Origin of the sequence: Hymenobacter sp. 15J16-1T3B, from assembly GCF_020711235.1 — a bacterium.
Classification (GTDB): Bacteria; Bacteroidota; Bacteroidia; order Cytophagales; family Hymenobacteraceae; genus Solirubrum.
This window is the reverse complement of the sequence record NZ_JAJFAV010000014.1, coordinates 66,688-86,834: the sequence shown is the minus strand read 5'-3', so window position 1 is coordinate 86,834 and position 20,147 is coordinate 66,688. Positions and strand designations below refer to the sequence as shown.

At 61.6% G+C, this 20,147-nt stretch carries 27 protein-coding genes; 24 read left to right on the top strand and 3 right to left on the bottom strand.

Annotated elements, in window-relative coordinates; genetic code table 11:
* The first annotated feature begins 7 nt into the window (after positions 1-7).
* The 13 genes from LJ737_RS20830 (at position 8) to LJ737_RS20770 (ending at position 8,604) form a co-directional block, all read left to right on the top strand.
* Complete coding sequence (locus LJ737_RS20830) at positions 8-223, top strand: hypothetical protein (protein ID WP_227768689.1); 216 nt, start codon at positions 8-10, stop codon at positions 221-223.
* A 41-nt stretch (positions 224-264) separates the two neighbouring features.
* Positions 265-492: a hypothetical protein gene (locus LJ737_RS20825; RefSeq protein WP_227768688.1), complete on the top strand. Its 228-nt coding sequence runs from the start codon at positions 265-267 to the stop codon at positions 490-492.
* A 3-nt stretch (positions 493-495) separates the two neighbouring features.
* Positions 496-1,071, top strand: a complete 576-nt coding sequence (locus LJ737_RS20820) for a hypothetical protein (RefSeq protein ID WP_227768687.1) — start codon at positions 496-498, stop codon at positions 1,069-1,071.
* A gap of 2 nt (positions 1,072-1,073) precedes the next feature.
* Positions 1,074-1,334, top strand: a complete 261-nt coding sequence (locus tag LJ737_RS20815) for a hypothetical protein (RefSeq protein WP_227768686.1) — start codon at positions 1,074-1,076, stop codon at positions 1,332-1,334.
* Entirely contained in the window at positions 1,331-1,852 is a 522-nt protein-coding gene (locus LJ737_RS20810) for a RusA family crossover junction endodeoxyribonuclease (RefSeq protein ID WP_227768685.1), read from the top strand. The genes LJ737_RS20815 and LJ737_RS20810 overlap by 4 nt, the downstream gene beginning before the upstream one ends.
* 13 nt (positions 1,853-1,865) lie before the next feature.
* A complete protein-coding gene (locus LJ737_RS20805; protein ID WP_227768684.1) occupies positions 1,866-2,087 on the top strand; it encodes a hypothetical protein in 222 nt (73 codons plus the stop codon).
* 41 nt (positions 2,088-2,128) lie between these two features.
* On the top strand, positions 2,129-2,407 hold the full coding sequence (locus LJ737_RS20800; RefSeq protein WP_227768683.1) for a hypothetical protein: 279 nt from the start codon (positions 2,129-2,131) through the stop codon (positions 2,405-2,407).
* A 109-nt stretch (positions 2,408-2,516) separates the two neighbouring features.
* Positions 2,517-2,810 carry a hypothetical protein gene (locus LJ737_RS20795; protein ID WP_227768682.1) on the top strand — a complete coding sequence of 98 codons (294 nt, stop codon included), beginning with the start codon at positions 2,517-2,519 and terminating at the stop codon, positions 2,808-2,810.
* 80 nt (positions 2,811-2,890) lie between these two features.
* A complete protein-coding gene (locus LJ737_RS20790) occupies positions 2,891-3,457 on the top strand; it encodes a hypothetical protein (protein ID WP_227768681.1) in 567 nt (188 codons plus the stop codon).
* 41 nt (positions 3,458-3,498) lie between these two features.
* Positions 3,499-3,972 (top strand): terminase small subunit, encoded by a 474-nt coding sequence (locus LJ737_RS20785; protein WP_227768680.1) that lies wholly within the window; start codon positions 3,499-3,501, stop codon positions 3,970-3,972.
* Positions 3,959-5,380 (top strand): phage terminase large subunit, encoded by a 1,422-nt coding sequence (locus tag LJ737_RS20780; protein ID WP_227768679.1) that lies wholly within the window; start codon positions 3,959-3,961, stop codon positions 5,378-5,380. Before LJ737_RS20785 ends, LJ737_RS20780 begins: the two co-directional genes overlap by 14 nt.
* A 230-nt stretch (positions 5,381-5,610) precedes the next feature.
* Positions 5,611-7,656, top strand: coding sequence for a hypothetical protein (locus LJ737_RS20775; RefSeq protein WP_227768678.1), 2,046 nt, complete (start codon positions 5,611-5,613; stop codon positions 7,654-7,656).
* Positions 7,657-7,731: 75 nt separating this feature from the next.
* Entirely contained in the window at positions 7,732-8,604 is an 873-nt protein-coding gene (locus LJ737_RS20770) for a hypothetical protein (RefSeq protein WP_227768677.1), read from the top strand.
* A gap of 30 nt (positions 8,605-8,634) precedes the next feature.
* Here the strand turns inward: LJ737_RS20770 and LJ737_RS27280 are convergent, their stop codons facing one another.
* On the bottom strand, positions 8,635-8,826 hold the full coding sequence (locus tag LJ737_RS27280; RefSeq protein WP_227768676.1) for a YodC family protein: 192 nt from the start codon (positions 8,824-8,826) through the stop codon (positions 8,635-8,637).
* Positions 8,827-8,863: 37 nt separating this feature from the next.
* Positions 8,864-9,034 (bottom strand): hypothetical protein, encoded by a 171-nt coding sequence (locus tag LJ737_RS20760; protein WP_227768675.1) that lies wholly within the window; start codon positions 9,032-9,034, stop codon positions 8,864-8,866.
* A gap of 81 nt (positions 9,035-9,115) precedes the next feature.
* Here LJ737_RS20760 and LJ737_RS20755 point away from each other — a divergent pair, with 81 nt between their 5' ends.
* The 10 genes from LJ737_RS20755 to LJ737_RS20710 all read left to right on the top strand — a co-directional run bounded on the left by LJ737_RS20755 (position 9,116) and on the right by LJ737_RS20710 (position 15,079).
* On the top strand, positions 9,116-9,484 hold the full coding sequence (locus LJ737_RS20755; RefSeq protein ID WP_227768674.1) for a hypothetical protein: 369 nt from the start codon (positions 9,116-9,118) through the stop codon (positions 9,482-9,484).
* A 4-nt stretch (positions 9,485-9,488) separates the two neighbouring features.
* Positions 9,489-9,722, top strand: a complete 234-nt coding sequence (locus LJ737_RS20750; protein WP_227768673.1) for a hypothetical protein — start codon at positions 9,489-9,491, stop codon at positions 9,720-9,722.
* Positions 9,723-9,781: 59 nt separating this feature from the next.
* Complete coding sequence (locus tag LJ737_RS20745) at positions 9,782-10,669, top strand: hypothetical protein (protein WP_227768672.1); 888 nt, start codon at positions 9,782-9,784, stop codon at positions 10,667-10,669.
* Between the two features lie 37 nt (positions 10,670-10,706).
* Positions 10,707-11,744 carry a hypothetical protein gene (locus LJ737_RS20740; RefSeq protein ID WP_227768671.1) on the top strand — a complete coding sequence of 346 codons (1,038 nt, stop codon included), beginning with the start codon at positions 10,707-10,709 and terminating at the stop codon, positions 11,742-11,744.
* 103 nt (positions 11,745-11,847) lie between these two features.
* Positions 11,848-12,837, top strand: a complete 990-nt coding sequence (locus tag LJ737_RS20735) for a hypothetical protein (RefSeq protein WP_227768670.1) — start codon at positions 11,848-11,850, stop codon at positions 12,835-12,837.
* Between the two features lie 4 nt (positions 12,838-12,841).
* Positions 12,842-13,363, top strand: coding sequence for a hypothetical protein (locus LJ737_RS20730; protein ID WP_227768669.1), 522 nt, complete (start codon positions 12,842-12,844; stop codon positions 13,361-13,363).
* Positions 13,360-13,644: a hypothetical protein gene (locus LJ737_RS20725; protein ID WP_227768668.1), complete on the top strand. Its 285-nt coding sequence runs from the start codon at positions 13,360-13,362 to the stop codon at positions 13,642-13,644. The genes LJ737_RS20730 and LJ737_RS20725 overlap by 4 nt, the downstream gene beginning before the upstream one ends.
* A gap of 3 nt (positions 13,645-13,647) precedes the next feature.
* Positions 13,648-14,280, top strand: a complete 633-nt coding sequence (locus LJ737_RS20720) for a hypothetical protein (protein WP_227768667.1) — start codon at positions 13,648-13,650, stop codon at positions 14,278-14,280.
* A complete protein-coding gene (locus LJ737_RS20715) occupies positions 14,277-14,612 on the top strand; it encodes a hypothetical protein (RefSeq protein WP_227768666.1) in 336 nt (111 codons plus the stop codon). Before LJ737_RS20720 ends, LJ737_RS20715 begins: the two co-directional genes overlap by 4 nt.
* Entirely contained in the window at positions 14,597-15,079 is a 483-nt protein-coding gene (locus LJ737_RS20710) for a hypothetical protein (RefSeq protein WP_227768665.1), read from the top strand. The genes LJ737_RS20715 and LJ737_RS20710 overlap by 16 nt, the downstream gene beginning before the upstream one ends.
* A gap of 174 nt (positions 15,080-15,253) precedes the next feature.
* Here LJ737_RS20710 and LJ737_RS20705 read toward each other — a convergent pair whose 3' ends face one another.
* Positions 15,254-16,051, bottom strand: coding sequence for a hypothetical protein (locus LJ737_RS20705; protein ID WP_227768664.1), 798 nt, complete (start codon positions 16,049-16,051; stop codon positions 15,254-15,256).
* 506 nt (positions 16,052-16,557) lie between these two features.
* Here LJ737_RS20705 and LJ737_RS20700 point away from each other — a divergent pair.
* Entirely contained in the window at positions 16,558-20,118 is a 3,561-nt protein-coding gene (locus tag LJ737_RS20700; RefSeq protein ID WP_227768663.1) for a coiled-coil domain-containing protein, read from the top strand.
* The last annotated feature ends 29 nt before the right edge of the window (positions 20,119-20,147 follow it).

Here is a 20,147-nt window from a genome sequence, read left to right as displayed (position 1 = left end):
TACAGCCATGCCCAATCCTGTTTTCGCAACCTACCTCGGAGAATCACGCCCCAACTGGTGCCAGCACGGGCACCAGTATTGGGTAAACGTGTGGACAGGCGCCCTTTACCCCTACGCGGTTCAGGCGGTGGACTTCCCTGATGAGGAAGTGGAATACATCAGCGAAGAACAACTGCGCCGCAATTGGCAGGCGGACCCAGCAGATCCGCGAAACATCCAATAGCCCCCTCCCCACACCCCCTAGACAGAACAGAGCCCGCCGCCATGCCCGCATCTGCTGAACACCGAGCCATTGTGCAAGAGGCCGAATCTGCCATGCAGCAAGCCCAGCAAGCCCCCTTGCAACGCGACAAGTCTTTTAGCTGGCAGCAGCTGCAAGTCAGCCAAGCCCTGAGCCGCATGTACGTGGCGGGCATGCGGGCCGCGCAAACCGGCCTGACGGGTGCCTATCACGACTGGCATATTAAAAACGCCCAAGAAACCCACGATTGAGCCATGCCCGACACCCCACACCCCCAGCCCACCGGCCACCAGGAGGCCGAAGCCCTGACTGATGGGCAATTAGAATCCATCAAAGACAGACGGGATACCCTGCGGCGCAAACTTCGCGCAGATGCATCTGAGCCCGAGTACAATACCGCAGCTGCACGCCGAATAAACGCCGCCGCCCACTACAATCTTCTGGCCCTCATCGGTGATGGCGACGCGTTGCAGGCACAAATCTCCCGCCTCCGCTCCGAGCTGGCTACCGCCCTACAGGAACGGGACGAAGCCGAAGAGAAGTTTCAAGCTAGTGCTGCAGCGGCCCGCAGGCTTGACAGTGAAGTCCGCGACTTACGCGTTGAGCGAGACTTGGTACTGAGAGAGTCTGCCCACCAAGGACAGCAATTGACTATGAAAATAGTTGCTCAGGATAAACAGCTAGCTCAATTGTGGACCCTAATCAGCCAAATCTACGCTACCGTGGATGATGGCGAGGCGCCACGAATCATTCGGCGCTGGGCGCGCAAAGAGGGATTACCCATCCCAGACTACGATCCTGCCACCCCTCCAACCCCTACGGAAGAATAACCATGAGCCAGACCCGCCCTTACCGCAAGCTTGACGGCATTACCAAGACCAAAGGAGGCCACAAGGTCAAAGAGCTGTACTACATCGCAGCCACCACCACCAACCCCGCGCCGGGCATCATCGGCCTGATGTGGCGAGACCATGCCTACCGGGACACCATTTGGACCGACGAAGGCAAGCCGCGCTATGAACAATGGCCCGATGAGTATGCGCTCGACCTGAGTGCGGCACCTGTTGAAGAACACCAGTTCCAGGACTTATGACCGCCGCTGAATACCAAGCCTTGCACGGCGGCAAAGGCAAAAGCCCGCCGCGTGCCCCTAACAACGCGCAGGTTCCACGAACAGCCCCCAAGCCTACCACTGACACCCCCGCGCCGGTAGCGTTGAACCAAGGGCCTGTATTCGTCACGTTCACCGGGAAGGTGCCCGGCAACAACGGGCCCGGCGGCTTGCTCCGCATGCACTGGAGCCGCCGCCAAAAGTTGCTGAGCGAGTACGAATGGGTCGTCAGTGCCGCCCGCCTGCCCAAGCTCTCGGGCCCGGTTCGGTTGGTCCTCACCCGCTACAGCACCGGACCCGAGATGGACTACGACAACTTGGTCAGTACCGGCAAGCTGCTAATCGACGCCTTGGTGAACTGCGGGGTGCTGCCCGACGACTCGCCGGCCGTCATTGTGGAACGCCACTACCGCCAACTGCGCACCCCGGGGCCGGCCCACCAAAAGACCATCATTTCCATTTCTCCGGCCCTCGCCGCCGGTATTCTCTCTCAGCAGTAAACCCGCTTCCGATATGCCTACCCAGACCCTCACCTACGACGAAAAAGACCTGAACGAAATCATCCGCCTGCACCTGCTCAAGGAAGGGTTAGAACCAACTGCCCCCGTGTCGGTAACGGTCACCCAGCCTGACCGGGCTTATGGTTCGGCGGACGTCCGCATCCGCGTAAGTGTTCAGCCCGTCAAGCGCCCGAGCCCGCCGGCCAACCTGCTTGACCCGCGAAACGGCTACTAAGCAGCCCCTTTTTCTCTCCCTCAGCAGTGAACAGATAGACCATGACTCTTATCCCGTTCAATATCAACGACCACATCCGCGTCAAGCTTAAGCAAGAGGGCCTTGCCCATTGGAAAGCCGAAGACGATAAAATCTTTTGCGGCCCGCTGGGACAATACAGCAAACCCTTAGAGGATTATGCTTCCAAAGCCGATAGCGACGGATACACGCGTTTTCAAGCATGGGAATTCATGCGGTTGTTCGGCCCGGTTCTCCGCATGGGTAGCCTGCCGCCTTTCGACACCTCCATCCTGATCGAGCATGCTGAACCCCAACAATAAGCCCACTCCCCAAAACCGCTTTCAAGCCGCTCCTTCCTACCACCCTACAGCTGTTCCGGCTCGGGTACACGACGGAGTAAGCAGAGCGCCGGCGAAGTTGCCGCGGTCGGTGCCCATGCTGACGGTGTACGAGGACGGGCGGGTTATCCCAAACAGCGCCGCACTGGAGCTATTCGGCCCGGACGCGGACGGGCTCTGCTTCTACGCCCCGCCGCCGGCCCGGCCGGGCTACACCCCGAAGCTCTGGCAGGTGGCCGCCGGCGACTGCCACCTCTACCGAACCGTCGAAAGCAACGGGCACATTCGCCTGCGCGCCGCCGGCGACTGCCCGCCCGCCGGCCGCTACCTCTTCACCCCGGTCGTCGGGGAGCCCGGCCGGTACGCCCTGGCCCCGGCCGGGTAAGTTTAGCAGACCCGGAATTCTCCAACCGCTTTCGGCCCGGCGTTTCTTCGTGTAGCCCCACGAAACGCCACCGCAAAGCCGTGCTAGCCCTCTCTTCCCCAACCACCACCGCCCGCGCCGGCTCCCTGGCCGACGCCCAGCAAGCCCCGACCCCGGCCAGCGCTTACGCCCGCGAGCAGCGCATCTTGAAGGCCTACAAACGCCAGCTGTTCGCCGCCGACCTCGACGCCCTGCTGCTGCAGTGCTTTCCGGACAAGCGCACCGCCAAGCAGCTGGCCGCCGCCGAAGACCGCCTGCAGTACGAAGTGCCCGAACTGATCGAGAAGCTGACGTGGGAGGAACAGCCGGCCATCGAAGCCCTGCTGCTGGCCGGGGATTTCGTCGGCTGCGTCTTCGCCGTGCTGAAGCTGGAACGCACCCTGCTGCAGCGCGAGCAGCCCAACACCGCCCCGAAGGACGACGGCCACGCCAAAGCCGCCGGCCTGGGCAAGATCAGCTCCGAGAACTACGGCAAGCTCCACCCGGGCTACCTCTTCCGCCTGCCCCCGGTGAAGCCGAAGCCCACCCAACCCAAGCTGCGCAGCGCCCGCCGGCGCCGCGCGCACAACCCACTCAACGACGGCCGGCAGATGACCTTGTGGCCCTGAGCCTTTCGGCCCGCCGGCTACGCTAAGACCTTTCGGATTGTATGGCACTCACGCCCAAACAAGAACTATTCTGCCTGGAATACCTGAAGGACCTCAATGGTACGCAGGCGGCTATCCGTGCGGGTTATGCCAAGGAATCGGCCCAAGAGCAAGCTTCCCGGCTGTTATCAAATGCTATGGTTGCCGCGCGTGTGCACGAGCAGATGCAAGCCCGGGCAGAACGCGTACAGGTAGACGCTGACTGGGTGCTGACCCGGTTGGTGATGGTAGCGGAACGCTGCGCAACGCCCGGGCCTAAGCTTGTAATGACAATGGCCGGCCTACAGCAAGCTAAAGACCCGGTGACTGGGGAGGGTATTTTTGAGTTCGACGCCATCGGGGCGAATAAGGCCCTGGAGCTGATCGGCAAGCACGTTGGATTGTTCGAGAAGCACAACAAGCAGAAAAACGGCGAGGTGCACATCACCATCGGCGGCAAGGCGGCGGGCCAGCAGGCGGAAGATGCTGAGCATTGATGTACAGGAGGGGGCCTGCAGCCCGGCGTTCTACCCGCACCTGCTGACGCGGGTGCGGTTCTTCCTGCTGTGGGGAGGGCGTGACGGGACTAAATCCGACTTTACCGCGCTGCACCTGCTGCTGGCGTGTCTGTCGCTGCCCTACTTCAAGTGCATTCTGATCCGCAAGGTGTTCAACACCATCGGAGAAAGCCAAGTGGCCACCCTTCGCAAGGTGGCGGAGCGGGAAGGGCTGCTACCGTACTTCGAGTTTCGCGCGGCGCCCTTGATGATCAAGTGCACGCTTAACGGCAATAGCTTCATTTGCCGCGGCCTCGATGACCCAGCACGCCTCAAATCGGTATCCGATCCTACGCACGCTTGGTATGAAGAAGCCAACCAAATCAGTGAGGAAGAAGCCAACTACGTCAGCACTTCGTTGCGCAGCTCACACCCGGGCGCCGTTATTCAAGAGGTGTACACCTTCAACCCAGACCACGAGGGCGACTACCGCGAGTTCTGGTTGTGGCAGAAGTTCTTTGACCGAACAGGCAACCCCAACGGGACTTCCTTCAGCGGTCAGCTAGCCGTGGACGTGAATGGGCAGCTGATCGAGCAGCCCTACCGTGTCATTCATACCACTTACCGGGATAATCCGTGGTGCCCACCTGACCGGGCAGCAACCTACGAATCCTACGCCGCTACAGACCCCTACCGGCATCGGGTGTGGGCCCTGGGCCTCTGGGCTACCAAGCAGACCGGGAACGAGTTTTACCATGCCTTCAGCCGCAGCAAGCACGTCCAGCCCTGCCCGTACGTACTCGGCCGGCCCATCTTCACCGGCTGGGACGCCAACGCGTTGCCCTATTCGGCCATGCTCTGTTGCCAGCCCATCCGCGAAGGCGAGAAGCTGCGCATTCAGTTTTTCAAAGAATACACCCTGGGCCCGCCCAACAACGGCGTGCGGCCCACAGCCAAGCAATTCCTGATCGACCGCAAGGTGAACGGCTGGCAGTCCTCCGACCTGTTTATCACCGGGGACGCCTCCATGCGCAGCCGCCAACCCGGCCGGGCCGAACGCGACACGCTGTTCAACGACATCGAAGCCGAGTTGCTGCCGGCGCTTAACAACGCCTCCGACCGCTGGCACCGGCGCAACCCCGAAGTGATGCGGCGCCGGGACTTCATCAACTGGGTGTTTGCCGGCGGACTGCCCAATGTGGAAGTGGTATTCGACCCCAGCATGGGCAAGACCATTGTCGATCTGGAGCAAGTGCAGACCGGCGTCGACGGCAAGCACAAGGCCCGTACGATGGACAAGGAATTAGGAGTAGCGTACGAGCACCTGGGGCACTGTTCGGATGACGTAGACTATCTGCTGACGGCCATTCTGCAGGCGCAGTACGAGGCGTTCAAGGCTGGGCGGTAATTGCACTGATATCCCGACAAGTACCGAATATTACCGGGCTGATGCCCAAAAACGTAGGACATTTCCTATATTGAAGGATGGAGACAGTATTAGGTGTTATCGGCACGCTCGTTCTCGGATTCATGTCAGTAGCATCTTCCTACTTGGCATACCGGGCTTGGCGTCGGCCGTAGCCTTTCGGCCCCCTTGCCCCTCGGGCACCTTTGAGGCAGCCATTACCCCGCTGCCCAATGACTCCTGACGAAGCCCGCGCCCGCGTCGAACCGCTGATCATCGGCGGGCTCACGCACCCTGACTACCAGCGTACCGTTGACCTGGCGACGCTGTACGGGCGCCTGGCGACCGGCGTAGGGCTGGAAAATGAGTTGCGGCAATACGAAAGCCGGGAGACCGAGCCTGAGTTTAAGCAGCGCCTGCGCTTCACCGAGTTCGTCACCCCTTCGTGGTGGTCGACCATGCGCACCCCGTTCTACCAAGTGGCCCGCCTGCGCGGTTCGGGCGTGGTGAAGCGGCTGGCGTACGAGGGCGTGTCGGATGCTGAGGCGCAACGGCGGCTGCAGGTGCTCACCCAGACCCTCAAAGGCTTCTACGCCCTGGGGGAAGTGGAAGACTACCTGAGCGAGACGCTGTGCCAGACCAAGGCCTTCACCGACCCGAACGCGTGGCTGCTTACCGAGTTCAAGCCGTTTGACTTCCGCCGCGAGCGGCCCCGGCCGTACCCGGTCGTTGTGCCGTGCGAGCACGCGGTAGACTTCCAGTTCGAAGCGGGCGGGTGCGTCATGCTCACGGTGCGCGTGCCCGTTTCGCGCGGGAACCTGCAGGGCTTTCGCTACACGGTGTACCTCGACAACGTAGCCCTCGATTACTGGCCGGTGCTGCGCGGGGCGGATAACGTCAACATTCTTACCATGCCCGAGGGCAGCCAGGTAGTCGGCACGCTGACGGATGACGGCGGCCGTAACACGTGGCAGCTGCGCATCCTGCAGCACAACGCCGGCCGGGTGCCCGCCATCCGCATCGGCTACAAGCCCGACGAAGTCACGGACGGCCGTACCTGCGTCAGCCCGTTTGAGCCCGCCGTGCCGCTGCTGCGCAAGTCGCTGAAGATCGGCTCCGAGGCCGACATTACCTTCGCCCAAGTAGCGCACCCGCACAAGGCGCAGTACGTGAACGTCTGCCAAGGCGACCCGCAACGGGGCGGGTGTAACCACGGCCGCAACGCCGAGGGGGACGTGTGCGGCGTCTGCCAGGGCAAGTACCTCGACATTCAGACCAGCGCCGCCGACGTGCTCTCGCTGCCCCTCCCGCCCCGGCCGGAGCGGGCCGACATGATGGATTTGTCCAAGCTGGTGGCCTTCAACACGCCGCCGGTGGACATCCCCAAGCTGCAGACGGAGTACATCGCCGACCTCAAGGCCCAGAGCCTGCACGCCATCTTTACTTCCGATGTGCTGCGCCGTACGGGCGTCACCCAGACCGCTACCGAGCGCATGGCCGAGCGGGAGCAGATGAACACGGCCCTGGCGCCCTTTGCCGAGAACAACGCCCGGCTGTATCGGCACATCGTCTCCGTAGCAGCTGCGTACGCTGACGTCGCCCAGGGGCTCGACGTGGAGTTTCGCTACCCGGCGGATTTGGTGATTAAGACCAAAGCCGACCTGTACGAAGAAATGGCCGCCGCCGTGAAAGCCCAGGCGGCCCCGTTCGTCATCGAGCAGATTCAACACCAGCTGGCCGAGCTGCTGTATGCGGATGACCCCGAAGCCCTGAAGCGCTACAAGGTCAAGAGCAAGTACATCACCTTCATCGGCCTGAGCGAAACGCAGTTTGCCGCCTACGCGGGCGCCGGCTACATGACCGTACGCGACCGGGTGCTGCACACGCACGCCGACTCCATTTTCTCGGAACTGGAAGTCGAGCACGGCAGCGCCTTCTACGACCTGCCGGTAAGCCAGCAAAGCCCGCTGGTGCTGGCCAAGGCCGACGAGAAGGTAAACGAGCTGAACGCCGGGGCTACCGGCTCCATCTTCGCCACCCGTAGCCTGACGCGGGGCACGGCGAGTGCGTTTTCTGTGGGGGAATCCGTCATGGTCAAACCAGGCATGGCCCACATGCCCGAACACGAAGGGCTGACGATGACCGTCGCCCAGGTTCAGGGCAATACCTACGCGGTCAAGTTACCCGATGGCCGTATTCACAAGTGGTACACTGCCGACGAGTTGATGGGCATGAGCCCGGCCACCAAATCAGCTAAAACGCCAGCAATGGCCATGTAACATGAAGAAGATGCCCAAAGGAATGCCCATGCCCAAGAAGCCGGGCGGGAAGAAGAAGCCGACGAAGAAAAGTAAGTGACGCCCGAACAAGTCGCCCGCGCCCGCCTCAACGCCCTCGACGCCTTCCAGCAGGAACGCGAGCGGCTGATTGCGGAAATGGGGCAGGAGTTGTACGAAGCCCTGCTGGAGCGCATTGCCGAACTGCTGGACAACCCGGACGCGCTGCGGGCTATCCTGCTGGACTTCGCCCGCAACGTGCACCTGCCGTTCGTGCTCCGGTATGCCGAGCAGCTGCTGGAGCTTCCCGCGCTGCAGCAGACGTATTTCGAGGCGCTGGGCGTTGCCGCCAACTACGCCGCCCTGCGGGCCCCGATGACGAGCACGCTTCGGCAGTGGTTCGGCATCGACGCGCAAGGAGGCTTGGTCGAACGCGGATTTCTGGCCAGCCTCGTAGCCGATACGGCCGCCGAACGGGAGCTAACGACGTTTGCGTACCAGGCGCACTTCTCGGGCATGGGCATCACCGACTACCGGGCCGGGCTGAAGCTGCTCATCACCGGGCAACCGGCCACCGCCACCACCCCGGCGGTGCAGAGCGTGTACCAGCGCTTGTATGCCCGTTCGGCCGATACCTTCAGCCAGGCGGACCGGCTGCTGCAGGCTCAGGCCGCGGAACGGCTCGGGTTCAGCGCCTACCTCTACCAAGGGGGATTGATTGCCAGCAGCCGCCCGTTCTGCAAAACCCGCAACGGCAAGGTGTGGCTAGCGGCGGAGATTGACGGGTGGGCCGACCTGAAGTTCGACGGCAAGCCCGACCCCTACGACCCGTGGACCCAGTTAGGCGGCTACAACTGCCGGCACTCGCTCAATGCCGTGCCCAATCGGATAGCCATCACGCTGCGGCCGGAGTTGAAAGAGGATGGACAAGGGCGCTTGTATGTGGAATAAGAGAAAGGGCCGTCATCTGACGGCCCTTTGTTACAAAACGGGGTCACGGCTTTCTTCCGCGGACTTTAAAGCTGCATCAGGGAAGCCGCTAGTCTCCTTTTTCCCCTCGACAAACCAAGTGCACCAGACGCGCCCGTCTCGTGATTCAGCAGCTGGCAGTGTTACCGTCATGATTGGGCCTCCTGATTTTAGCTGTACAACGTCTCCTGTCTGAAATGGCATAACAAGTTTTTAGATGTGAGGAGGCCAATATAACTATCTAAATATTCCCCTTCAACTTAAGTTCTTGCAGCATTTCGCGCAGTTCCAATTGGGCCAGTACCCCATTCAGGTCAAGCACGAGCTTGCCGGACGGGGTATAGTCGACGTGCACGGCGGGTTTGGGGTAGCGGTAGCGGAGGGCGCGGCGGCGCATGGGTGTGTGACGCATAGAAGGTGAAGATACGCCTTTCGGGTGGTCGGTGGCGCGTGGTCCTTTGAGTCCACTAGCAGCCACTAAGCACCCGAAGCAATGGCACAAACCAAAGAAGAAAAGCTCGAAGCCAAGGTGGCAGAGCTGGAAAAGGAGCTGGCCGCCGAACGCGAGCGGTCCGACCAACACGTCGAAGCCTATGGCAAGTCCCAAGAGGACCTGAGCCGGGCGCAGGAAGCGTTGGCCGCCGAGCAACAGGCCCACGAAGCCACCAAAGCCGAACTGGCCAGCCGTTCGCAAGGCGTGGTGCTATCGACGGAAGGGCCGGCCAAAGCCCCCGGCACGCTCTACGTGAACGGCGAGGGCGTGGAACGCTACTTCACCGACGAGACCGTGAAGGTGGCCGGCACCCAGGGCATGAAGGGCTGGAATAAAGCCACCGACAAACCCCAACCGCTGAAGGACTAAAGCCATGCAGTACAAAGTAACGCACACGGCTAGCAAGCACGTCGATACGCTCGACGCTAAGCAGCTGGAGGCCCTGAAAAGCACTTTCACCGGCCGCCAACGCTTCGAAGACCTCTACTCCGTGAAGGAGGTGAAGGCCGTCGAAAAACCGCAGCCTCTGACGGAAGAACCTACCGCCGGTGCTCCCGCGGGACGCGGCTCTAAGACGCCTAAAGCTGACGCACAGGCCAGCGAATAGCCTTGCCCCGAACCCGGCCGGGGTTGCCGGGGTGCATTCCAATGGCTTAGGCCACCATCATGGAAGAACTGATTCGCCTTGCAGGGGTTCTCGCCCCGGTTCTGAAGAAGAGCAAAGAGGAGGTAGCGGACGCCGCGAAGTCCGATGAAACCGCAGCCGAGCTGGCCGAAGCCATCAAGGCCCACATCACCAACATCGACACGAGCGGGTACAAGCGCGCAGAGTTGAAGCTGAAAAAGGATGTGGAGAAGCTGCTAGCCGCCAAGGGCGTGCCCGACGCTTCGTTCGACAACCTGACTGCGGGGTTTGATTACCTGGAGCAGCAAGCCCGCGAGAAGGCTGGCAAGGTGCTCACGGACGAAGACGTACTGAGCCTGCCGGCCGTCAAGAAGCTCATCAACCAGCACACGGTGGAGAAAGAGCAGATCAAGACGGTCGCCAAAACCGAAGCCGAAAAGGCCTTGGAAGAGCAGGTGAAGACCTTCCGCCGCGAGCAAACCAACAGCAAAGTCGAGGCCGAAGCCGCCCGCCTCATTGCCGAACTCAACCCGGTGTTCAGCCAGAACCCGACCGTAGCCGCCAACCAGCGGCGCATCCTGCTCGACCAGCTCAAGGCCGGTCAGTACGAGGTGAAAGACGGGCAGCTGATTCCGCTGAAAGAGGACGGCACCTACCAAACCGACGAGCACGGCCACGCCGTGAAGTTCGAAGACGTGGTGCGTGGGACGGTGACGAGCTACTACGACCTGCCGGTATCGAAAGACCGGCAGAGCGCGGGCCACGACCAGAGCAGCTTCAGCGGCGGCATTCAGCCGCAGTTGGAGCACTTCAAAGGCAAGCTCCCCAGTGACGAAAAAGAATACATGGCCCTGGCCAACGACCCGAACATTGCTCCCGCTGCCCTCAAAGAGGTGCAGGTTTATTGGGAGTCCAAAAAGGGTCAGTAGGCGGGCCCTCCTCCCACTGTAACCCCTTTCCTGCCTCATGGCTCTCTCTGAACTCTACATCACCGAGGTGAAGGCCAACGCCCGCACCCTCTACACCGACCCGGAGGCGCTGCTGACGGACCCGGCCCACGTCATCACCGCCAACGCGGTACAGGCCAACCAGCGCACCGGCGACATTCAAGCCCGGTTGCAGGCGTCGCCCATCGACAAACTCACCGTGCAGTGGGGTATCGACACCGGCGACGTGCAGGACTGCTCGGACGACTGCGCGCTGTCCGGCTCGGAGGGCGACGGCGACACCGTCGACATCGACGCCCCGCTCTGCAAGGAAATCACCCTGCAGGTGAGCGAAGAAACCCTGCGCCGTTTGGGCGCCGGTGGCGGGAGCCCCGAAGCCATCCAACGCGCCGCGCAAGTAGAGCTGGCCCGCTTGCTGGCCGTGAAAGCCGCCAAGCTGGACACCTGGGTAAACGCGCAGACGATTATCCGCCTGAAGGCCCTGCACGACGCGCCGCGCACCGGTTCCGCCGCTGGCGTGGGCACGGTAACGGCCGGCGTCATCGACGTGCCTTCCGCTTCCTACAACCGCAAGATTGTGGGCGAGCTGATGAAGATGGCTCGCCTGAACCAGATGGGCTCGCCCTACATGGTCGACGGCGGCAGCCTGTTCGTGGACTTCTTCAACGCCCAACTCGACGGCGCCAACGGCGAAGGGGCCGGCGACGCCGCCCGCGCCCGCTTCTTCCGCGAGTACTTCGACCTGGAAGGCTTCCTGGACTCGGGCATCACCGAGGACACCTTCCTGATCAAGACCGGCGCCGTGGGCCTGTTCTACAAGTCCTTCCTGCCGAACGCCCCGCGCGAAACGGCCAAGGGCCAGATCTGGACCAACTTCCGCTCGAACAACATCACGGACATGATCTACGACGTGGTGTTCGAGGAAACCTGCGTGATGGTGAACAACCACCCCGTAACGGTGCACACCGGCAAGCTGAAGGCCCACATCGGTATCCACAAGGCCGCCGGCGTGGACGCCACCCGCCCGGGCATCCTGCTGCTGAACAAGGCCGCCTAGTACGCTACGTTTTGGTTGTGGGACAAGGCCCGGGGCAATGCTTCGGGCCTTTCTCTTTCGGCCGCTATGCGCGGGAGCGTCCTTTGGGCCAACCCCTGCAACCATGCCGACCGACTGCCTCACGTCCCTCATTGGCCTTGCGCCCGCCGCTTCCGACTGCCTCCCGTTTCCGGCCGTGGGCAGTACGGCCTTCATCACCGACTCCGCCACGGGCTTGTATCTCTCCCAAGTGCCGGGCCTGAGCGTGTGCCGCTCCGATGGGGCGGTGTGGCACGAGCGGTTTCAACAAGCCCGGGAGGAAGGCGTGCGGCAAGTGCGGTCCAAGCTCGCAATGGGCCTGAGCGAGGGCACGGCCCCGCGGCACACCTGGTTCGGCCCCATCAGCGGGGCGGACTTCAGCGGCACCGGCCCCGAAGCTGGCAGCCTGCGAATGGTGCTGAAAACGCACCACATTCCCTTTGCGGGGTTGAAGCTGAACACACTGCAGCTGCTCACCGCAGAAGTCGCCACGGAGCCCGTATCGGTCACGGTAGACGGGCAGGCGGTGGCGCTGGCCGTTCCCGGGGGCGGGGCGGTGTCGTTGGCTAATGTGGTGGTGCCCTGCGACGGGTTGGACCACGTCATCGAAGCCATGTTGCCCAGCGGCTTCCGGCCGCGGCTAAACAAGATCCTCTGCGGGGGCTGTAGCGAGGCCGGCCGCCGGCTCTCGGGCTACCTGCGCAACATGAAAGAAGCGGCCGGGGGCATTGCCCTGACCGGCGAGGCGGTGTGCACCGCGCCCGAGCAGCTGTGCTACGTAGCGGGGAACAAGCCGGGCTCCACCACGCCCGTTGATGCCGACCTGCAACTGCAGATTGGCTACGCGGTGCTCTACGCCACGGCGGCGGACCTGATCGGCCGGGAAGTGGCGGACGGCGCCGCGGGCCGGCTAACCGGACTGGAGCCCGACGCCCTGCAGGTGTTGGCCGACCGCTACGACGGCAAGCTGCGCGAGTACCTGGACTACCTCACCACGGCCCAAGGGGTGCGGCGGGTGGCGTACCCGTGCACGGTCTGCGTGAACACCGGCCCGTTCACCGCCAAAAGCTACTAGCCCGATGGACGCCGCCGGACTCCGCACGCGGCTGCAGCAAGCCCAAGCCGCGCTGCTGGCCAACGGCCCGCGCATCGCCGAAATCTACGGCGCCGGCGTGCTGGCCTTGGTGCGCCTGCGGATTCAGCGGGACGGCCTGATCGGGCGGGTGTACTCCAGCCGGGAAGTGCCCCGGTTCTTCTTCTACAACAAAGCCCTGAACGCGGCCGGCCGCAGCTACGCCAAGAAGGGCGGCAAGGGCACCTGGGCCGCGTTTCGGGCCGCCCAAGGGCTTCCGGCCGATGCGGTGTACCTCACCTACACCGGGGGCATGTTTCGGGCCCTGTTGGTGCGGGCGGACGGCACGGCACAGGCCGGGGTGTTTGAGGCCTCCTTGTTGGCAGCCGATCAGGAGTCGGCCAACAAAGTCAAGTGGAACACCGCCCGGTTCGGGAATTTCCTGCGCCCCCTGCCCAGCGAAGAGAGGCTGGCCGCCCAATCGGCCGCCGACGAAGTGAACCGAATCCTTAACCAGTACCTGCAATGAGTGACTACCGGAAGGCCAACGCGGTCCGCATCTGGCAAGATGAAACCACCGGCGAAGAGCTGCAGTGCGAGTGTTCCTTTCTGTGGGAAGACGTCGTGAAAATCGAGTCGGAGCACGGGTCGGGCCTTGCCTGGAAGTCCAACAAGCCGAAGGTCTACGTCACCTTGGGCAGCGTGGGCGGCGGCTTCTTCGTGCTCGGCAGCTTCAAGCGCTGGTCGGATCGGTGGGACCGGTTTTTTAAGGCCAGCGATACGGCGGCTCTCATTCCCTTTCTGAACTGACCCATGCAAGACGCGCTAGCCGAAGTATTCGCCGCCCGCCTGCGCCCGCTGCCGTTCCTCGACGCGCTGCGGGTGCCGGGCTTGGTGCGGCCCTACGAATGGGACGCCAAGATCGACCAAGGCGTGGAGCGCCACCGCGCCCCGGTGCCGGCTAAACTGCCCGAGGCCATCTGCGACAAGTCCGTGGAGTTCCTGCGCCCGCGCGAGAACCGCAAGGGGCTGGTCATCTTCGAAGACGGCGGCGTGGTCGACGGCCCCCGCCCCGGCGCCAACTACCCCGCCCCGCGGGTGGCGACGCTCACCCTGCGGGCCTGGGTGAACCAAGCCAAGGCCGCGGAGCCGTTGACGGACGGCGAACTGATGCAGGCCGTGCGACAAGCCCTGCTGGCCAATAACGGCCAAACCGCGGGCAGCTTCGGCGCGCTGCGGGTGAAGCTGCAGGAATTGCCGGCCGACGCGCGCTTGTGGACGCCTTACAGCGGCTACGACGGCCCGCTGCTCTATCCCCCCTATCAACTCCTGGGCTTGGTGCTGACGTGCACGTACTACCCCGTGCGCTGCCAGCAACCGACCGAGAGCCTGTCGGTGGTGGTGCTGAACCAGCTCGTGGGCGGGCTACTATTGTCGGCCGCATGATGCCCTCGCTGTGGGTGCTGACCCTGCTGGCCGTGGCCGCCTCCTACTGCTGGTCGGTGGTGCTGGTCGAGGACGGGATGCTGCTGCGCCCGCTGCGCAGCCGCCTGCTGGGGTGGATGGAGCGCCGCTACGGCATCGGTGAAGAGAACTGGCCGTGGTGGTGGAAGCCCCTGTGGGGGTGCTTTCGCTGCAACGTGGTGTGGATGGCCGGCGCCTACTTCGCCGCCGGCCGGCTCGCGCCCGCGTGGGTGCTGAGCGGGTTTGTGTATGTCGGCTTCGCCTGCGTGGCGTTGCTGTTGATCTCGTTTCTTGACAAATGGCTGAACAACTAGCCCCCGACGCCCGGGAGTTTACCGCGAACGGAAACACCTACCGGCTGAACGAACTGCTGACGCTGCGCCGGCACCAGGAATTTCAGAAGCTGCAGGTCTACTTGATGGCCGGCACCGACTACCGCTTGTGGCACGCGCAGATTGGGAAGGCCTATATGTGCCTGAACCAGCGCGAGAGCAAGATTGTCGACGCGGGTATCATCTTGGACAACTTGCTGACGGCCATCCCGCAGCAGCTCGACGGCGCCGGCCGCAACTTGCACGCGGAGTTGTGCGCCCTCTTCTTCAACCGCGACGGGGAAGACGCGAGCCAGTACAACGAAGAGCTGATGCACGCGAAGGTGGCGGACTGGGAGGCCGCGGGCATCCCGGCCCCTTTTTTTGCGCGGCGGGCCTACGACTTGGTCTTGTCGTATCTCGCCGCCTGCACGCCCGGCACCCCAGCCACCAACACAGCGGCGGGGTAGCCCACGCCCGCACCGAACTGGCCCGGTTGGATGCGTATTGGAAAGACATGCTCTACGCCTGCTCGGAAGGTAATCCCGTGGCCTACCAAGAACTGCTGCGCATGGAGGTATGCGACTTTTACGACTTGGTAGAGGCACGCCGGCGGCATGTGAAGGCCATGAGCGCAAAGTAGACTATACGACGTCGTGGAAAGCGACGATATTGTAAAGAACAGGCTTGCCCTGCACCGTCTCTACGTGTACGTCAACTACAAAGCCAGCAAGCATTGGGTTTTTATTGGCCATAAAAGCGATAGTCTGCTTTAACCCTTCTTGAGCAAATACAACTTTTACAGGGCTTGGGCTCAATGACTCAATAATGCCGCGGTCCCCTGCAGCATTGTTTTGTTCATTCTTGAGTGTGTGCCAATAGAACACCACCTTTTGATGGTAGCCGCCAACCTCAACCGTTCGAAGCCGCTGAATTTCCCTCTCAATACCGTTTTGGGCAGCGTTGGCCTCCATTGAATTGAGGTTAAAGACAACGATGGGCGAATTCTGGAAAGTCCCGCTGAAATCAATATTGGCCCCTGCATCCTTGGCGACTGGCTGCAATACATTGCTGTAATTGCGCAAATCAGCCTCTTTCAGATCTTCCTTTGGCTTTGGGCCTAAGCCAGTGAAATACCGATAAATATCCCTCAGGTTCTTCGAAAAATCTACAAGATTGTTAAAGTGCTCGGGGTTGGAAAATAAGACTGCCGCTGGCAGCATCAAGTCACTAAGCTCAACAACAACGCTGCCCTTGCGAATTTCCTGGACATACAGGCGGGCCTCATCGGGGACCCTTATATTGTGCTTTGTTAGATAACGCACATACTGCCGCCCAAGGCTTTGCAATGAGTCACTCAGATCCAGTAGCTCTATCGGGGTAGTATTATTTATCGTAACCGTAAGCATTGCTTCTGGAGGAGTGCGCGCTATAAAGGTCATAACAAGGGCAAGGGAGAGAAAGTGCGGCCCAATAACGGGACCAGGCCAAGAACAAAAAGCCCCATTCCAGGGGCGTATGGGGAATTAAAGGGAAGCGATGGCCAGCAAATAGGCTAGTCTGCCTAGTACGCCTTCGTTGAGTCGTCTATGCTTGTGACAATCCCCGATTCTTCAATGATGAAGTATTGAGTATTGATTACTGCGCCTCCGTATACATTTTTGGCCCTGAACCTATGCCACATTTTGACGCCAATTTTTGAGGTGTCATCTGTGCTATATAGGTCTTTCTTCCTGGCAATAGCAGGCGGCCCAAACTCTAGTGGCTCATAAGCACCTGGATCAGTCAGTGTCATAGCCATATGTTCTTTAATGGCTGTCTCATATTTAGCATTTGGGCTACAGGCTGCAACAAGTAGCAATAATGGGCCATATATCATCTTCATGGCCGCCATAATACATATTCCCAGCCGCTTTCGGCCCCAAGCTCCCCAATAGACCTTCGGGGCATGGCCGAAGACCTGACCCAGAAATACAAATTCGATGCCTCTGAGCTACTAAACGGACTACAGGCGGGCATAGACAAGCTCGGCTTGTTTGAAAAGGCCGTCGATGAATCCCAGGCCAAGACCAAGCAGTCGTATGCCGACATTGCCGCTGCAGCTACCCGCTATTCCGACTCGTTGGCCAAGCAAGTAGCCGAGCAGCGCCAGGCGCAAACCGTGTTACGGGAGTTGTCGGGTGTCATTGGCGAACTGACGGCACAGGAGCGTGAACTGAAGAAGGCCCGCAAGGAGTCAACCAACGTTGTCGAGCAACAGCGCCTGCGCAACGAACTGGACAAGAACCGCCGGGCCCAGGAGCAAGTGCGCGTCGAAATTGCGCTGACTCGCAAGGCCATCGATGAGGAAAGAGCCGCCGTTGAACGGGTGCGTGAGGCCCGCCGGCAGGAGGTCAACGCGACGAAGCTCGCCACTGCTGCTTCCAAGGACGCGGCGGCGGCGGCGAAAGCACAAGCGCAATCCGCGAAAACCCAGGCCTCGGCCACGGAGGGCGCGGGCAAGTCCGCCAGCGGCTTGGTGGGTATTTTTCAGCGGGGCTTGGCCGCTGGGGCCGCCTTCTTCGCCCTGGACCGCATCAATGCGTTCCGCGAAAAGATCGTGGAAGCCGGCGAAGACCTCGGCCGGATTCGGGCCCGCTTGACCACAGCCTTTGGCGGGGACCGTGGGGCGGCCAACAGCCAGATCAGTTTACTGGATAGCTTCGCCAATGAAGCCGGGGTCGACGCCGTCAAGCTGGAGGAAAGCTATGCCAACCTGGTCAACCGGGGTATTCGACCAACCAAGGAGCAACTAAGGCAGCTCAGCGACATTGCTGCTACCTCGGGGAAAACGATTGACCAATTTGCCGAAGCCGTGGTTGATTCCGTGGCCGGCCAAAATGAGCGCCTGGCAGAATTTGGTATCACGGCCAAGCAGAGCGGAGACAAAGTGGCCTTCACCTACCGCGGGGTTACTACCGAAGTAGCGAAGACCAAAGAAGCCATTACGGGCTACTTATTCAGCCTTGGGGACTTGGAGGGCGTTCAGGGGACGGCAGCAGCACTGGCAGCAGAAGCGGCCGGCGAAAACGCGAAGCTGGCCAACTCATTCACTGAACTGTTTAGGGTACTGTCGGAGAAGGCTGGCCCTGCGTTTAGTGTATTTACCAAAGGGCTGCGCTCGGCAACTGAGCAGTTGACCGCTTCTTTGAAAAGCTCCGACCAGCAAGCAGTAGACCTAGCGGCTAAGGAATCGGACCGGTTTGCCACAGAAGCTGAAAAGCGGTTTGCCCTTGTGGCAGAGCGAGCAAAAGCATCGGGGAAAGACGCGAGCCAAGCGCTGTCATTTGCCTATGGTCAGGCATCCGTAAATATTCAGAAGCAACTATCTGAAGCTACTATCAGGCTTGAACAGCTCAACCAGGGGCGCCAAAGCCGCAGTGCATTCGATTATGTCGCCAATGCGCGCGAAGGGGCGACGGTGGGGCGGGGCAGTGCTGAGGCAGCCAAACAGCAAGCCATTGGCATTAAAACTCAGATAGAACTACTCAAACAACAGGATCGGGCCAACGAAGCCGCCTTTAAAAAGAACCAAGCCGCCTTACAGGCAGAGGCAACTACCCTCGGCGTTATTGCCGCCCTGCGCGAGAAGATCAAAAACGAGCAGGAGGACTTGAACAACCTCAAAGCTGGTCCCGACTTCGAAGCTTCGCGCAAAGCGTTGGTTGCACAGATTGCCGCCGACGAAAAGGAGTTGGACCGGCTGCTCGGCAAAGTCGAAAAACGCACCAAGCAAACCGCCGACAAACTCGGCGCGGCGCTGCGGGCTCTGGCCCAAGAGCGCGCCACGCTTACGAACCTGGCGGAGCAAGCCCAGATCAAAGCCACCGACGAGCAGCGCGTACGAGCCGAGCAGCAATTTCAAGCCGACCTCCGACAAATCGAGGTCATCAAGCAGAAGCTAATCGAGCGCGAGCAAGCCGTGCGCAAAGCCGGCGGCCGGGGTGCAAATGCCGATGGCGTGGTGGACGGGGTGCAGCAAGAGCAACTGTTTCAACTCCAAGCGGCAGCAACGGATCGGTATTACAGCACGCTGCGGCAGCTGGCCCAGGAGCACGCCGACAAACTCTTTGCCTTGCAAGCCGACAGCCGGGAGAAAGAGCGCGAGGCCATCGAGCGCAACTACGAGAAGCAGGCCCGGGATGCCCAAGGGCAGGCGGATTTACTCGTGGCCATCGAAGCCGCCAAACAACGTGACTTATTGGCCCAGCGCTTCAAAGAAGCCTCGGAAGATGCCACCCAGGGGAGGGATTTGGCAACGAGCATCGTGACCACCACCGTAGGCGAGAATTACGGGGCCGGCACGGGCGTGAGCGTCATCGAGGCCAAGCGCGCGGAACGGGAAGCGCTGCTCAAGATTGAACAGGAGTTCTTGCAAAAGAGCTTGAACAACACCTTGCTCTTAACCGGCAAGGAAGCCGAGCTGCAGCGCGCGTCCATTGCCGCCCGGCTGGCCCAGGTGAAAAACGGGCTGAACGCCGTCGACGCGGAGAAGAAGCGGCACAAGGTCGAGGACTTCTTCTACAAGCTGGTGCTTGGCGAAAACGACAGCGACGAAAACCGGCAACTGCTCGACCAAGCCTTTTCGCAGTTCAAGGGCCAGTTAGACAACCTCTACCAAGCCGAGCTGGCCAACGCCCAGGCCCGGGTAGAGCTGCGCACGCGCAACATCAGCGAGCTGCAAAACGAACTGCAGACGCAAATTGCCTTGTCCAAAGCCGGGGTTGCCAACGACATTCAGGCCACCCGCGACAAACTCAACGTCGAGAAGGCCGCCCGGGCCGAAGCCATCGAAGACCAAAAGAAAGCGGCCAAAGCCCGCTTGCTGCTGGAAACGGTGCTGCAGGTGTCGAGCCTGGCCAGTGCCTCCGCGACCATCTTTGAGGTAACAGCGCCCCTGAACGTTATTCCTGGACTAGGTACCGGCATCGCCATTGGCCTGATCGGCACCATGATCGGCGCCTTCGTGGCCAGCAAGCTGAAAGCGCTGCAGGCCATCAACAACGGCGGGACGAACACCAGCGGGGCCGGGTTCTTCACCGGTGGCCCGACCGGTGGCGCCAGCATTCACGAGGAACGGGGCGTGGTGCACGGCAAGGAGTTCGTCATGCCGCACGAGCCCACGGCCAAATACGGCGACCCGCTGCTGATGCCGCTGTGGAAAGGCCGGCCCGAGGACATTGACTGGACGCACCCGCATTTACGGGCCTTGTTGCCCGATTACTCCGTGCCGGGCAAGATGCAAGCAGAAGCTGCGAAACTCGTTGTACTTCAGCAGCAACAGTCCTGGGGGCCGTTGGAAGCGAAAATGGCCGGGATGCAAACCGAGCTGGCGGCCATCAAACAGCACGTTGCCACCACCGCCGGCCGTCCGGACGTCATGGCCCTGCGCCCGGGCCAGCTGTTATACCGCTTCCCTAACGGCAGCGAGCAGTTGGTGAACTACCCGCTTACCTTCCGTCCGGCCTAGCTTTCGGCCCCCAACGGCCGCGGCTTGCT

Bases quoted from the DNA above. Each gene is read 5' to 3' on its own strand.
- LJ737_RS20735 (WP_227768670.1), top strand. From the start codon at position 11,848: ATGCCGACCGACTGCCTCACGTCCCTCATTGGCCTTGCGCCCGCCGCT.
- LJ737_RS27280 (WP_227768676.1), bottom strand. From the start codon at position 8,826: ATGCCATTTCAGACAGGAGACGTTGTACAGCTAAAATCAGGAGGCCCA.
- LJ737_RS20715 (WP_227768666.1), top strand. From the start codon at position 14,277: ATGATGCCCTCGCTGTGGGTGCTGACCCTGCTGGCCGTGGCCGCCTCC.
- LJ737_RS20730 (WP_227768669.1), top strand. From the start codon at position 12,842: ATGGACGCCGCCGGACTCCGCACGCGGCTGCAGCAAGCCCAAGCCGCG.
- LJ737_RS20775 (WP_227768678.1), top strand. From the start codon at position 5,611: ATGACTCCTGACGAAGCCCGCGCCCGCGTCGAACCGCTGATCATCGGC.
- LJ737_RS20810 (WP_227768685.1), top strand. From the start codon at position 1,331: ATGACCGCCGCTGAATACCAAGCCTTGCACGGCGGCAAAGGCAAAAGC.
- LJ737_RS20780 (WP_227768679.1), top strand. From the start codon at position 3,959: ATGCTGAGCATTGATGTACAGGAGGGGGCCTGCAGCCCGGCGTTCTAC.
- LJ737_RS20830 (WP_227768689.1), top strand. From the start codon at position 8: ATGCCCAATCCTGTTTTCGCAACCTACCTCGGAGAATCACGCCCCAAC.
- LJ737_RS20750 (WP_227768673.1), top strand. From the start codon at position 9,489: ATGCAGTACAAAGTAACGCACACGGCTAGCAAGCACGTCGATACGCTC.
- LJ737_RS20700 (WP_227768663.1), top strand. From the start codon at position 16,558: ATGGCCGAAGACCTGACCCAGAAATACAAATTCGATGCCTCTGAGCTA.
- LJ737_RS20785 (WP_227768680.1), top strand. From the start codon at position 3,499: ATGGCACTCACGCCCAAACAAGAACTATTCTGCCTGGAATACCTGAAG.
- LJ737_RS20745 (WP_227768672.1), top strand. From the start codon at position 9,782: ATGGAAGAACTGATTCGCCTTGCAGGGGTTCTCGCCCCGGTTCTGAAG.
- LJ737_RS20725 (WP_227768668.1), top strand. From the start codon at position 13,360: ATGAGTGACTACCGGAAGGCCAACGCGGTCCGCATCTGGCAAGATGAA.
- LJ737_RS20815 (WP_227768686.1), top strand. From the start codon at position 1,074: ATGAGCCAGACCCGCCCTTACCGCAAGCTTGACGGCATTACCAAGACC.
- LJ737_RS20705 (WP_227768664.1), bottom strand. From the start codon at position 16,051: ATGACCTTTATAGCGCGCACTCCTCCAGAAGCAATGCTTACGGTTACG.
- LJ737_RS20720 (WP_227768667.1), top strand. From the start codon at position 13,648: ATGCAAGACGCGCTAGCCGAAGTATTCGCCGCCCGCCTGCGCCCGCTG.
- LJ737_RS20825 (WP_227768688.1), top strand. From the start codon at position 265: ATGCCCGCATCTGCTGAACACCGAGCCATTGTGCAAGAGGCCGAATCT.
- LJ737_RS20805 (WP_227768684.1), top strand. From the start codon at position 1,866: ATGCCTACCCAGACCCTCACCTACGACGAAAAAGACCTGAACGAAATC.
- LJ737_RS20800 (WP_227768683.1), top strand. From the start codon at position 2,129: ATGACTCTTATCCCGTTCAATATCAACGACCACATCCGCGTCAAGCTT.
- LJ737_RS20755 (WP_227768674.1), top strand. From the start codon at position 9,116: ATGGCACAAACCAAAGAAGAAAAGCTCGAAGCCAAGGTGGCAGAGCTG.
- LJ737_RS20820 (WP_227768687.1), top strand. From the start codon at position 496: ATGCCCGACACCCCACACCCCCAGCCCACCGGCCACCAGGAGGCCGAA.
- LJ737_RS20760 (WP_227768675.1), bottom strand. From the start codon at position 9,034: ATGCGTCACACACCCATGCGCCGCCGCGCCCTCCGCTACCGCTACCCC.
- LJ737_RS20710 (WP_227768665.1), top strand. From the start codon at position 14,597: ATGGCTGAACAACTAGCCCCCGACGCCCGGGAGTTTACCGCGAACGGA.
- LJ737_RS20740 (WP_227768671.1), top strand. From the start codon at position 10,707: ATGGCTCTCTCTGAACTCTACATCACCGAGGTGAAGGCCAACGCCCGC.